Raw genomic sequence first — 13,169 nt, forward strand, 5'->3', positions numbered from 1 at the left:
TTTTTTTGTCATTAATACCTGTTATAATTTTCTAATGAACTTTTAATTTCTACGTGATATAATAAAAACATAAGTTTTTTAGGAGGACTAAGCTTTTATGGAGAAAGTAATAAAAGAGCATTATTATGAAGAAAATGATATTGCTGAAAGGATAAGGCTTCTAAAAAAGAAATTAAATGAATGCAATATAGAACTTCCAAAAGCCTTAGAGCTTAGTCGTGAATTAGACGAATTGATTGTCATGTACATGAAAGGAGAAAAACAAGTAAAACAGATAAAATAAAGTGCTGTTTTACTTGTTTTTCTTTTTTGCGTGAAAAATACATAAAAAAATTTAAACTTTTTAAAATATATGTCGATATTTATATTAGCAAGAGGGAGAAATTATTACAAATGATAAATTCTTATTGCAGGAGGTAATAATGGTATGTTGCAGGGGATAAATACTGCGGGAACGGGGCAAGTAAATTCGCAGTTTAAAAGAGATAGTGCGTTAATAGATGAAATAAAAACAGTAAAAGATATACTCAGTAAACCTGTAGACGAAGATAAACTTAATAATGAGCTTAATAAAGAAAATAGAAAAATAAGCATTAACGATCATACATATTTTGAATTTTCTGTGCACAAGCCTACAAATACAATAGTGGTAAAAATTGTTGATAGGGATACAAATGAGATTATTGATGAAATTCCTCCAGAAAAAATACTTGACCTTGTTGCAGGTTTGTGGAAAATAGCAGGACTTTTTGTGGATAGAAAAATATAATTAGGAGGGTGTAGAGATGGATCCTATAAGCATGTATAGCTATAATATGAGTAATTTATTAAGAATAAGTGGTCTTGCAACAGGACTTGATACCGATTCTATAGTGAGGCAGTTAATGAGAGCTGCCAGTATTCCTCTCGATAGATTAGAACAACAAAAGCAATGGTATCAATGGCAGCAAGAAGATTTAAGAGATATAAACACACAGCTTATGTCATTGAGAGATAATGTCGTTTTTAATCTTAAACTACAAGGAACTTTTCTTGCAAAAACTGTTGCATCAAATGCTGCTGTTGCGACTGCTACAGCAACATCGAGTGCGGTAAACGGAACTTATACAATAAATGTGACTCAACTGGCACAACCCGCTTACAGAACTTCTGGACAGCTTAGCATTACAGATCCGAATGCGGCACTTAACCAAACAGGTACAATTGTATTGAATAATGTTAGCATAGCAGTGACTTCCACTGATTCGTTAAATTCGATTATAGCAAAAATTAATAATGCAGGGGCAGGGGTTACCGCTAGTTATGATACAAATTTAAAGACTATATTTCTTGTATCTACCACCACCGGAAGTAGTGCTAAAATAGACTTTAGTGGTTCTGATTCAAATGGGTGGAATATATTAAATAATACCCTAATGATCAATGTTGGTACAACTGTGGGAACTGATAGTTATGTTGCTTATGGTAAGAATGCCCAGTTTACTTTAAATAACGGTACTACTGTGTATTCCGAAAGCACAAATAATTTTACATTATTAGGTTTAAATATTACCCTTACGGGTACAGGTACTACAACTCTAGCTGTTTCAACGGATGTTGACAAAATATATAACTCCATAAAAACCTTTGTTGATACATATAATGATGTAATTACAAAAATTAATACAAAACTTACAGAAAAAAGGTATTACGATTATCCGCCTTTAACTTCTGAACAAAAGCAAGCTATGAAAGACAGTGATATAACTTTATGGGAACAAAAAGCTCGTTCTGGAGATTTGGCTAATGATGAAACTCTTATGAGAATATATTATTCCATGAGAAATGTTGTTTCTTCTACAGTTGCCGGTGCGGGTTCTTTAAGTTCAATTGGCATTACTACTGGTCAATGGTATGAAGGTGGAAAACTTTACATCGACGAAACAAAGCTTAAAAATGCTATAGCAACCAATCCTCAATTGGTAATGAATATATTTACAGGTACCTCAACTTCTCAAGGTATTGCACAACAGCTTTACGATACTTTAAATCAAGGTATAGATGCTATAACTCAAAAAGCTGGGGGAACTTATCAACTTTACGATAACAGTTTTATAGGAAATAGAATAAGAGAAATAGATGATAGGATTGCTCAAATGCAAGAGTATCTAAATAACCTTGAACAGAGATATTATGCACAATTTACACAGTTAGAGATGTATGTAAGCCAAATGAATTCACAAAGTGCGTGGTTGAGTCAACAAATAGGGGTTATGGGGAAATAGAAAGGGGTGCGGCGATGGTAAATCCATATCAGCAATACAAAGAAAACGCGATTTTAACAGCAAGTCCTGAAGAACTGGTACTAATGCTTTACAATGGCATAATAAGGTTTATTGAAGAAGCAAAAGGTGCGATAGAGAAAAAAGATTATATGGCAGCAAATAATGGTATACAAAGGGCACAAGACATTATTACAGAGCTTATGCTTACTTTAGATATGAGCTATGATATTTCGCAAAACTTGTACAGCTTATATGACTATATGCTGAGAAGATTAATTGATGCTAATGTAAAAAAAGACGTGACAATTTTAGAAGAAGTAAAAGGATTTGCAATAGAATTAAGAGATACTTGGAATCTAGCCCTTAATAAAGTTAGAGAGAAAGTCTATGCAAAGGGTTGATGAGATGCATAATAATGTAGAAAAGCTTACTCAAATTGTACAGGATAAAATTCAAAGATTGAAAGAACTTTATGAGGTTACTGAAAAAATAGGTGTATCTATAGCTTCTAACAATTTAGAAGAATTGAAAAATTTACTTGCTACAAAGCAAAAAATTATAGAAGAAATTGACAAATTAGATGCCGATTTTATACCTTTGTATAATGTTTTTAAAAAGCAAAATAAAGTGGAAAGTATTTTTGATTTGGATGGGAAAGTTACGGAAGAAATAAGTAAATTGAAAGCACTTTTTATAGAAACAAAAGCCCTTTTGGGGAAAATAAAAGAGAAAGACGATAAAAATCTTCAAAATATAACTGCTATTTTCGAAAAAATAGAAAACAAATTGGAGGAATTGTCAAAGAATAAAGAAGGGTATATAGAATATCTTAAATACTATACACCTGACAGTTATTTTTTAGATAAAAAACGCTAAAAGAAGCGGCAAATCGCCGCTTTTTTAAATTTTAAATTTATTTATTGTACTCATCAAGGTATTTGCAATATTGCTCAAATCTTGTGCGGATTTTGATATTTCTTCTATTGCGGTTTTTTGCTCCTCTGTTGCAGAAGATATTTCTTGGGTAGAGGCAGCAGCTTCTTCCGTTACTGCAGCGATATTTTGTATGGAATCTAACATTTGACTTCTGCTTTGAGAAATTTTCACCATTGAGTCATTGAGTTTATTAAGCTCCTCTACGATTCGATTTACTGCTTGCTGAATGCCGTAGAAAGTATGAACTGTTTTTGCTAAAGATTCATTTTGTTTTTCTATGGAAGCACTCGCTTCTTCTACTACTTTATGGGTATCATCAATGTTTTGCTGTATTTCTTTTATAATAGTTTCAATATTTTTAGCGGCTTCAGAAGACTGATTTGCCAATTTTCTCACTTCTTCGGCTACAACAGCAAAACCACGTCCTGCTTCTCCTGCACGGGCTGCTTCAATTGCAGCATTTAATGATAAAAGATTGGTTTGGTCGGCTATTGCAGTTATTGTTTCTACAATTTTTCCTATTTCATGAGATTTTTTCTTTAAATAGGAAGTAGATTCTTTCACTTTGCTATGCATTTGTCCGGTGATTTTAGTCTTTTCACTTAATTCTTTTATATTTTCTAATCCAGTATTTGCTGCTTTTGTTACAGAATCAGTTTCTTTATTTATATTCTTAGAATTTTCCATTGTCACATCTAAATTTTGACTTAACAAGTTGGTAATAGTTGCAGCTTTTTCAGCTTCTTTTGCTTGCTCCTGCGCGCCTTTTGCTATTTCTTCCATAGCTAAAACTACTTCATTTGTGATTTGTTCAGCTTTATTTGATGCAAAGGATACTTTTTTAGAATATTCGTATACAGAATTTGAGGCAGATAATACATCGGCTACTAAGCTTTTTATACCATCTATCATAAGGTTGAAGCTTAAAGCCAGCTTGCCTATTTCGTCGTTTGATTTCACTTCTACTTCTTGTGTCATATCCCCATTTGCAGCTTTGCTCATTACTGTCATGACTTTTCCTATTTTTGAAGTAATATTTTTTGAAAAAAAATACGCTACTAATATTCCTATTAAAAGACTTATTAAACTAAAAATTATTGTGTTGTCTTTTATTTGAGAAGTTTTTTCGGCAAGTTCTGAAGAATCCATGGTTATTGCAGCTTTCCAACCAAAATTATTTAAAGTTTTTACAGATGCAAATTTATTTGTTCCATTGTCATTGTACTCAAAACTTCCTTCTTGCATAGAGAGAATTTTTTTGCCGTAATCGTATTTTGTTATGTAGGAAAATAAATTTTTCTTATCTTTATCAGCGATTATAATGCCTTCATTAGAAATTAAATACACATTTCCTGTTTTCCCCACTTTTATAGAAGAAATCATGTTAGAAAGAGAATCTAAATTTATGTCAAAAGCCAAAACTCCTACAAGGTCAGAGGCAGCAGAAGTTAAAGAACTCCTAACTGCTTTTGAAACGGTAACTACTCCTCCATTTGTTCCATCATTGCTGTAAGGGCCAGTCCATATTATTGCATCTGGATTTTCAATAGCTTTTTTATACCATTCCTGACTGGTAGGGTCATAATTTGGGTCGAGGGGAAGGTCAGGAGATTGAATTATTTTTTTATCTGGAGTTGCAAGGTAAATAAGAGATATTTTGGTACTTTTTGTTTTTAAAACGGTTGTAAATAAATCCTGTAAATTCTTTTTATTAGTTTCGAAATCACCTTGTCCAAAATTTAGAATTTGAGGATTGGCAGAGAGTATAATAAGTTGAGTTTCAATATCATTTTTGAAAAGGTCTACATAATTATTTATTAGTCCTAATGTATCTGCATTAGAGATGTTGATACTATCTTGTAAAATTTTTATTGACTTGCTTGTAGACATATAACCAGTGAAAGCGAGAGGAAGGATTATCATAAGGGCTATGAATGTCATTAATTTAGCAAATATGCTACTAGCCCTGGATAAAAACTTTAGTCTAACGTTTGACTTGGGAATTTTGAAAAACGAAATTTTAGAGAACCTTAGTTTTAACTCTTTCTTTTGAATTCCTTTTTGCCTTTTCATTAGTTAAACACCTCCAAAATGGGTGAATTAAGTTATGCAAGCGGTTGTATAAATATATTATACCACTGTTAGATGGATTTTACAATAAAATGTCGGAATTTGTATTTTGAGATCGTAAAAATTTTATTAAAATTTTACAGACTGTAGACAAACTTTCGTAAAGGAGATATTTTGCATAAGGAGCGACTTGTTACAAAGCGCTAACAAAACTTAGCAAGACCGAGGGTGGAGGCAGGGCCGAAGCCATGGATGGCGGAGGCGGGCACCTTAAGGCATGGATGCCGATTGTGCACGGTACCCTGCCGGAACCTGAAGGTCGAGCTTTAGTTTTGTCGTTTTGGAACATCGGAGCGACGATGCAAAATATCTCCTTTGAATATTTTTTAATTTTGTCAACAAACTGAAAAATTTTATTAAAATTTTATTGCTATTTAAGGTTTAAGATGATATAATACACCTATAATATAATCGAAAGATTATATTGAACCAAAAATTCAAAGTGAGGGGATTATTAGTTATGTATCAAGACAAAGTGTTAGTGTGCAAAGATTGTGGGAAAGAGTTTGTGTGGACAGCAGGAGAACAACAGTTTTATGCGGAGAAAGGCTTTCAAAATGAGCCTGTAAGATGTAAAGCCTGCAGAGAGGCGAAAAAAAGAAGAAGCCATCAGTACAATGCTAGAAGAGACAAGAAAGCTTTTGGCATGAGTAGATAATCCCCTTACTTTTTCGTAAGAAAAGTAAAGAGGATTATACAAAAGGCACCATTTCGGTGTCTTTTTTACATTTCAGAACTTTTTCCACATTGTTAAAAGCAAATTTAAAAGTTATTCACAGACTTATCCCCATTATCCACAGGGTTTTATTTCACAATATATTTTTATACTTTCTAAAAAATTTCCTTTACTCTTTAAACAAAAAAATATTGAAATTTTATTCATATGATATTATAATTATGAGAGCGAATTCTGTAAGATTTTGAACGGTCTTACTGCGAGGGAAGAATAACTTATTCCAAAAAAAATTTTTACGGAGGAGAGGAGAAAAATGAATAAAAAATTACTTGGTGTTCTTTTGATTTCAGCATTGGTTTTAGCATTGCTTTTATCCGGTTGTAGTAATAAGCCTGTTAGTGCGTTAGACAAAATCAAACAAAAAGGCGTTATCATAATGGGTACAAGTGCAGATTTTCCACCTTATGAGTTCCATAAAGTAGAAGGAAACAAAGATACAATAGTGGGCTTTGACGTTGATATAGCAAATGCCATTGCGAAAAAATTAGGGGTTAAGCTGGAGATAAAAGATATGGACTTTAAAGGATTGATTCCAGCTCTTCAAGCCGGGCGGATAGATATGATTGTGGCAGGTATGACTCCCACACCAGAGCGAGCTAAAAGCGTTGACTTTTCAGACCTTTATTACAACAGCCAACAAGTTGTAGTTGTAAAAAATGACAGTCCTATTTCAAAGTTTGATGATTTAAAAGGCAAAACTGTGGCGGTACAAATAGGCACCACCTCTGAAGAAGCCGCTAAAAAGATACCAGATGTAAATTTGAAGCAGCTAAATCGTGTTGGAGACGCTTTTATGGATTTAAAAAATGGCAGATGTGATGCGATAGTATTGGAAAATACTGTAGCAAATGCATATCTCAAAGAATACAATGACATGAAAATACTTAACATGAAAGAAATCAACACGGTAGAAAATGGTTCTGCTGTTGCAGTAGCTAAAGGAAATAAAGAATTAGTGAATATAATAAACGATGTGATAAAAGAGTTAAAAGCTAGTGGCGAATATGACAAACTTATAGATAAATGGTTTAAGCAATGATGAAATTTGGTGGAGAATTTTAAAGACAATTCTCCACTAAAATTTTGCTGAAAGGAAGATTTTTATGAGTGTAAATTTTTTGAGCATGCTAAAATACAGTCATTTATTTGCAAGTGGCCTTCTCATGACTTTAAAACTCACATTTTTAGCAGTGACTATAGGAGTTATATTAGGTCTATTCATAGCTCTTATTAAAATGTCTTCTATAAAACCTCTAAGTTTTATAGGAGCCAGTTATGTTGAAATTATAAGAGGTACTCCTCTTTTGGTACAACTTTTATTGATATATAATGGCCTTATGCAATTTGGAATAGATATACCAGCTTTTACAGCAGGAGTTTCTGCTCTTGCCATAAATAGCGCTGCTTATGTTGCCGAAATTATAAGAGCAGGCATACAAGCTGTAGACCCTGGTCAAAACGAAGCAGCTCGTTCCCTTGGCATGACTCATGCTATGGCGATGAGGTATGTTATAATTCCCCAGGCAATAAAAAATATCCTTCCTGCCTTGGGAAATGAATTTATCGTGATGCTCAAAGAATCAGCTATTGTATCAGTAATAGGCTTTGCGGACCTTACAAGGCAAGCAGACATTATACAAAGCGTTACTTATAAGTATTTCGAGCCTTACATCATCATTGCAGCTATATATTTTATAATGACCTTCATCTTTTCAAGACTCCTTGGAATCTTTGAAAGGAGGTTGAGGGCTGGTGATACGCGTTAATGAGGTATATAAAACCTTTGGGGATTTAGAAGTATTAAAAGGTGTAAGTCTAAACGTAAATAAGGGAGAAGTTGTTGTGATAATAGGACCAAGTGGTTCGGGAAAAAGTACCCTTTTAAGGTGTATAAACCTTTTAGAGGTGCCTACTAAAGGAGAAATCTATATTGAAGGGATCAAAATAAACGACAAAAAAGTAAACATCAATAAGATAAGGCAAAAAGTAGGAATGGTTTTTCAGCATTTTAATTTATTTCCACACCTGACAGCTCTTGAAAATGTAACTTTAGCTCCTATTAAAGTGAAAAAAATGGACAAAAAAACCGCTGAGAAGATAGCTTTGGGCTTACTTGAAAAAGTAGGGCTTTTAGACAAAAAGGACGAGTACCCTATTAAGCTTTCAGGCGGCCAAAAGCAGAGACTTGCAATTGCAAGGGCATTAGCTATGCAGCCAGATATTATGCTTTTTGATGAGCCCACATCAGCCCTTGACCCTGAAATGGTAAAAGAAGTTTTAAACGTCATGAAAGGATTGGCTAATGAAGGAATGACGATGGTAGTTGTCACTCATGAGATGGGTTTTGCGAGGGAAGTGGGAGATAGAGTCATTTTTATGGACGATGGAATGATAATTGAAGAAGGGACGCCAGAAGATATTTTCTACAATACAAAAAATGAAAGGACAAAGGAATTTATAAGTAAGATTTTGTAAAGGCACTCCGAAAAGGAGTGTTTTTTGTTTCCACATATTGCAGGAATATTGTTTTTTATGTAGAATTATATTAAATAGAAGGATAATGAGAGGGGTTTGATACTATGAATATTACAGTAAGCGGTAAAAATGGCATGACAGTTACGGATGGACTAAGGGATGCGGTTATAAAAAATGTGAGCAAGTTAAGCAAGTACTTTACTGAGGACACTGAAGTTAGGACTGTTTTAAGTGTTCAGAAAAACAATCACATTGCGGAAATTACGATACCTTTTAAGGGTATTATATTTAGAGCTGAGGAAATCAGCGATGACATGTATGTGTCAATTGATAGGGTTGTAGACAAAATAGAAAAACAAATACTCAAACACAAGACAAAGCTTAAAAATAGATTTGGTGCTAATGAGTCAATAAGGTTTGAAATTCCACCTGTTTATGAAGAAGCTAAGGGAGAAGAGGAAGATGGTTCCTTTGAAATAGTTAAAACAAAGAGGTTCCCTATAAAGCCTATGTCACCTGAAGAAGCAATTCTTCAGATGAACCTTTTGGGACATAGCTTCTTTGTATTTACAAATGCCGACACTGACACTATAAATGTCGTATACAAAAGAAAAGATGGGAAATATGGCTTAATAGAGCCAATAGAATAAAACTACATAAGAAGCTAAAAAATTGGGGATAGGCTCTATCCCCAATTTTTTTGTCTAAAAAGAAGGAATTTTAAATTTTGTATAGAATATATTCTTAGTGTGGACAAATTTTAATAGGGTGTGAAGATAATGGGTGAAATAACAAAAGATACAGTAAATTCGATGGAAGAGTATATAAATAAAATTCAAGGAGTACTATCCAGTAGGGTAGTTGTAGAGAATGGTGAAATAACAGAAATTCACGTGTTGGCTGACAGTACAAGGAATGCAAAGCAGATTGCAAGAGATGTGCAATCTGTCATAATGGCACAGTTTGGAATTGATATAAATCACAAGATTGTCAGTGTAGCGCAAATTGATATGGGAGAAAATCTCCAAGGAGAACAGAGGCTTGTTTTTTCAAGCTATTCATTTATAAATAATGGACTTACCAGTGAAGCGAGAGTTATCCTCACAAGAGGGGATGAGGTTTTTGAAGGATATGCCGAAGGACCTAATACTGCAAGTAATAAATATAAAATAATTGCCAATGCTACTTTAGACTCTATTTCTAAGTTGATTCCCAAAAACCATTTATTTTTGTTGGAAGATGTCGATATATTTAATATAGCTAAAAGCAGGATAATAGTTGTAGGGGTTACTCATGTGACAAATAACCAGGAGGAACTCCTTACTGGCTCTTGTCTTATAAAAAAAGATGAAGGGGAAGCTGTGGTAAAAGCCACATTGGATGCCGTTAACAGGCGTGTAATGTCAATTACGTCCCGTTAGTTATTTTAACACCCAAACCGCTTAAAAGTTGCTTAGCGTAGCGTTACCTGAAGCCTAAGGGCAGAAAGTTTAACAGCAAAGGAGGGTTTCAGGATGAATAAAGCGACACTTATAAAAATATTGTTAGCTTTAATGGCACTTGCATTAGCAGGAGGTGCAAATTTAGCATGGACATAAGCGGTTTGAGGTGTTTTTTAGATTGAAAATAGGAGGTCTATTATGCTTAACAAAAGAGTAAAAATATATATCTCTATAATAATAAGTTTAGGGTTATCTTTTATTATTTATTCTATATTAAACATTCCTATAAATAGAGTTATAGATATAATTTTATTTGGTTTTTTTGCAGCTTTAGCTGAATCAATGCCAATATATGTTGCAAAAGAAATTACTGTATCTGTTGCATTTGCAGTTGATTTAATGGCTGTTCTTATATTTGGACCATACGAAGGTTCTTTAATTGCTTCTTTAGGCATGACTTTTCGCTTTGCCAAGTATCCGGATGGTAAAATAGTACACTTATTTAACTTGCCTTATTACAAAGTTTTATTTAATATTTCTCAATTAGCTTTAAGTGTTGGAATTGGTGGCCTAATATATGAATATTTTGGTGGTATAGCGGGAACATATATATACCCGAAACACCTTTTATCTGCAATATTTGGAGCAATTGTATATTATCTCTTAAATACTTCTATTGTAGCAATATTATTATCTTTTTTAACAAATAAATCACTTACATATGTTTTAACAAAAGAAATCAAATGGATGGTACCCAATTTTCTCTTTCTTTCTTTTTTAGGTATAGTTATGTCAGAAGCTTTTATAAGAATAGGGTACATAAGTCTTATTTTACTCTTTATACCTCTTTTTATGATACGATATATGTTTAAGCTTTACATGGACTCAAAGCAGTCTTATTATGATACAATAAATGTGCTTGTAAAGGCTCTTGATGCAAAGGACAAGTACACAGCAGGTCATTCAAAAAACGTAGAAAAAATTTCGGCTTTACTTTGTAGAGAATTTGGATTAAGTGAGTCTCACACTGAAATGGTGAGAATTGCAGCCCTTTTACATGATATAGGAAAGATTGGAGTAAAAGAAGAGGTTTTAAATAAGCCAGGGAAGCTAACTGATGAAGAATTAAGCATAATAAAAGAACACCCTCAAAAGGGCTATGAAATATTGAGAGATGTCCCTGCGTTAAAAGAGGCTTCTCTATGGGTGAAATACCATCATGAGTGGTATAATGGAAGTGGATATCCCGACGGGATAAAAGGTGACGAAATACCATTGGAAGCGCAAATACTTTCTTTAGCAGACGTTTTTGACGCGTTGGTTTCAGACAGGCCTTACCGAAAGGCTTTTTCACAAGAGGAAGCATATAAAATAATTGTGGCAAACGAAGGGACACAGTTTAGTCCTAAAATAATAAGTGCTTTCAAAAAAGCTTTTGAAAAGAATAGGGAGGAGTTTAAACATGATATTTGATTCACTTGGTGCTTCTCTGATTTATGGAACTTTAAGAAGAGGGAAAATCAGCGGAATCGCTGATATTTATATAAAAAAGCCCAGCCTTTTTATAACGGCTTTTGCTTTGGAGTTTGGCATGTTAAACCTTGCCAATAAATTTCATGCGATTATGGAATACCGGTCTTATATTCACTTTTTTGTTTATCTTTTGCTTTTCATAGGATTGTGGTACAATAAAGATAACAGGTATTTTAGGATAATAAGTGTGGGAGTGCTTTTAAATTTTATCGTTATATTTGCCAACGGAGGAAGAATGCCTGTCTCCATTGATGCTTTAAAGGCAGCGGGACTTAATAATCTCATACCAGAACTTCAGGCAAATAAAATTGCTACCCATCAGGTTTTGACAAGTTCTACACGGTTAAAATTTTTAGCGGATGTCTTAGTGTTGCCGAAACCTTATCCACTGCCCAAAGCCTTTAGCATAGGAGATTTTATAATGGCAACGGGGACGTTTTTACTTGTTACAAATGCAATGCTTAAAAAGGTGAAGAATCATGACGGCACAAGAGCGAAGGAACAAAATAGCTGAAATTTTAAAGAATACTAAAGAGCCTATATCCGGCTCTGACCTTGCCAAAAGATTTGGTGTTACAAGGCAGATTATTGTGCAGGATATAGCTATTTTAAGGGCTAAGGGGATTAAAATATTATCCACTCCTCAAGGATATGTAATAGACACAGCAAAAGAAAACACTGTAAAAAGGGTTTTTGCTGTCAAACACGGATATGAGAGGACAGAAGAGGAGCTAAATTTAATAGTTGACAATGGTGGGAAAGTGCTAGATGTAATTGTAGAGCATCCCTTCTACGGAGAGATAAAAGGGCTTTTAATGCTTTCTTCAAGGTATGATGTAAGTAAATTTATGGAGTTTGTAAAAGAAGGGAAAGCGACCCTTTTGTCTTCTCTGACGGATGGAGTGCATCTTCACACTGTTGAGGCGGAGAATGAAGAGGTACTAGATAGAATACAAAGGGCTTTGGAAGAAAAAGGGTTTTTAATAGAATAAGGAATAACCACTTTAAAATTTTTAGAAAGTGGTTGTTTTATTATTGACATATGTATATACATCTGTGTATACTATAATTGTGAAAATTAAAGAATGGGGGTTTTAATGTGAAGACAAAAGAAATTACTATTGGAGGACTTTTAGCAGCACTATCCCTTATTATACCATTGGCTTTTGGAGGAGTATTAGGAATAGTTATTCCGCCTTTCTCAGCCACACTGGCATCTCATGTACCTGTAATGCTGGCAATGCTTATAAGCCCTGCAACAGCAGTATTTGTAGGTATAGTATCTGCGATAGGATTTTTAATAAAATTGGGACCTGTAATAGCAGCAAGGGCGGCAGTTCATGCAGTGTTTGGCTATGTTGGAGCTAAAATGATGCAAAGAGGATATTCTTTTCCCGTGGCGTTAGCCGTTACACTTCCAATACATGCTGTTTTAGAAGCAATTGTGGTAATACCTTTTGGATTTGATTTTTACAAGGCTTTTGTGGTTGTAGGAATAGGAACAATGATTCATCACACAATAGATTCTGCAATTGCATTGGCACTATTTTACGCATTAAATCCTATTTTGAAGTTTAAAGCTGTGGACATAAAAAATTAATCTTTTAAAAAGGAACGTCTCATTTTGAGACGTTCTTTTTTGTGAAAATTGTA

The 13,169-nt window shown here is 33.8% G+C and carries 16 protein-coding genes; 15 read left to right on the forward strand and 1 reads right to left on the reverse strand.

The features are described 5' to 3' along the window. The first annotated feature begins 97 nt into the window (after positions 1-97). The 5 genes from THYS13_RS12870 (at position 98) to flgN (ending at position 3,140) form a co-directional block, all read left to right on the forward strand. On the forward strand, positions 98-283 hold the full coding sequence (locus tag THYS13_RS12870; RefSeq protein ID WP_042834934.1) for a Spo0E family sporulation regulatory protein-aspartic acid phosphatase: 186 nt from the start codon (positions 98-100) through the stop codon (positions 281-283). A 144-nt stretch (positions 284-427) separates the two neighbouring features. After that, positions 428-769, forward strand: coding sequence for a flagellar protein FlaG (locus THYS13_RS12875; protein WP_042834935.1), 342 nt, complete (start codon positions 428-430; stop codon positions 767-769). A gap of 16 nt (positions 770-785) precedes the next feature. Next, the gene (gene fliD / locus THYS13_RS12880) at positions 786-2,264 is read left to right on the forward strand and encodes a flagellar filament capping protein FliD (protein WP_042834936.1); all 1,479 of its coding nucleotides are present in this window, start codon (positions 786-788) and stop codon (positions 2,262-2,264) included. 14 nt (positions 2,265-2,278) lie between these two features. Continuing rightward, on the forward strand, positions 2,279-2,665 hold the full coding sequence (fliS, locus tag THYS13_RS12885) for a flagellar export chaperone FliS (protein WP_042834937.1): 387 nt from the start codon (positions 2,279-2,281) through the stop codon (positions 2,663-2,665). Then, positions 2,652-3,140 (forward strand): flagellar export chaperone FlgN, encoded by a 489-nt coding sequence (gene flgN, locus THYS13_RS12890; RefSeq protein WP_235603424.1) that lies wholly within the window; start codon positions 2,652-2,654, stop codon positions 3,138-3,140. The genes fliS and flgN overlap by 14 nt, the downstream gene beginning before the upstream one ends. A 24-nt stretch (positions 3,141-3,164) precedes the next feature. Here flgN and THYS13_RS12895 read toward each other — a convergent pair whose 3' ends face one another. Next, positions 3,165-5,273, reverse strand: coding sequence for a methyl-accepting chemotaxis protein (locus THYS13_RS12895; RefSeq protein WP_042834938.1), 2,109 nt, complete (start codon positions 5,271-5,273; stop codon positions 3,165-3,167). A gap of 517 nt (positions 5,274-5,790) precedes the next feature. Between THYS13_RS12895 and THYS13_RS12900 the strand changes: the two genes are divergently transcribed. The 10 genes from THYS13_RS12900 (at position 5,791) to THYS13_RS12945 (ending at position 13,116) form a co-directional block, all read left to right on the forward strand. Further along, complete coding sequence (locus THYS13_RS12900) at positions 5,791-5,988, forward strand: zinc-ribbon domain-containing protein (protein ID WP_042834939.1); 198 nt, start codon at positions 5,791-5,793, stop codon at positions 5,986-5,988. A gap of 331 nt (positions 5,989-6,319) precedes the next feature. Beyond that, positions 6,320-7,105, forward strand: coding sequence for a basic amino acid ABC transporter substrate-binding protein (locus THYS13_RS12905; RefSeq protein WP_029688928.1), 786 nt, complete (start codon positions 6,320-6,322; stop codon positions 7,103-7,105). Positions 7,106-7,169: 64 nt separating this feature from the next. Continuing rightward, positions 7,170-7,832: an amino acid ABC transporter permease gene (locus THYS13_RS12910; RefSeq protein ID WP_042834940.1), complete on the forward strand. Its 663-nt coding sequence runs from the start codon at positions 7,170-7,172 to the stop codon at positions 7,830-7,832. After that, on the forward strand, positions 7,819-8,541 hold the full coding sequence (locus THYS13_RS12915) for an amino acid ABC transporter ATP-binding protein (protein ID WP_042834941.1): 723 nt from the start codon (positions 7,819-7,821) through the stop codon (positions 8,539-8,541). The genes THYS13_RS12910 and THYS13_RS12915 overlap by 14 nt, the downstream gene beginning before the upstream one ends. Positions 8,542-8,645: 104 nt before the next feature. Then, positions 8,646-9,191 (forward strand): ribosome hibernation-promoting factor, HPF/YfiA family, encoded by a 546-nt coding sequence (hpf, locus tag THYS13_RS12920; RefSeq protein ID WP_042834942.1) that lies wholly within the window; start codon positions 8,646-8,648, stop codon positions 9,189-9,191. Positions 9,192-9,320: 129 nt separating this feature from the next. Further along, complete coding sequence (locus tag THYS13_RS12925; RefSeq protein ID WP_042834943.1) at positions 9,321-9,962, forward strand: hypothetical protein; 642 nt, start codon at positions 9,321-9,323, stop codon at positions 9,960-9,962. 219 nt (positions 9,963-10,181) lie between these two features. Beyond that, positions 10,182-11,456, forward strand: a complete 1,275-nt coding sequence (locus THYS13_RS12930; protein WP_042834944.1) for an HD-GYP domain-containing protein — start codon at positions 10,182-10,184, stop codon at positions 11,454-11,456. Further along, positions 11,446-12,030: a DUF5317 domain-containing protein gene (locus THYS13_RS12935; RefSeq protein ID WP_042834945.1), complete on the forward strand. Its 585-nt coding sequence runs from the start codon at positions 11,446-11,448 to the stop codon at positions 12,028-12,030. The genes THYS13_RS12930 and THYS13_RS12935 overlap by 11 nt, the downstream gene beginning before the upstream one ends. After that, positions 11,996-12,508 carry a transcription repressor NadR gene (locus THYS13_RS12940; protein WP_042834946.1) on the forward strand — a complete coding sequence of 171 codons (513 nt, stop codon included), beginning with the start codon at positions 11,996-11,998 and terminating at the stop codon, positions 12,506-12,508. Before THYS13_RS12935 ends, THYS13_RS12940 begins: the two co-directional genes overlap by 35 nt. Before the next feature lie 107 nt (positions 12,509-12,615). Further along, positions 12,616-13,116 (forward strand): hypothetical protein, encoded by a 501-nt coding sequence (locus THYS13_RS12945; protein WP_042834947.1) that lies wholly within the window; start codon positions 12,616-12,618, stop codon positions 13,114-13,116. Positions 13,117-13,169 lie beyond the last annotated feature (53 nt).

This window comes from Thermoanaerobacter sp. YS13 (assembly GCF_000806225.2).
Classification (GTDB): domain Bacteria; phylum Bacillota; class Thermoanaerobacteria; order Thermoanaerobacterales; family Thermoanaerobacteraceae; genus Thermoanaerobacter; species Thermoanaerobacter uzonensis.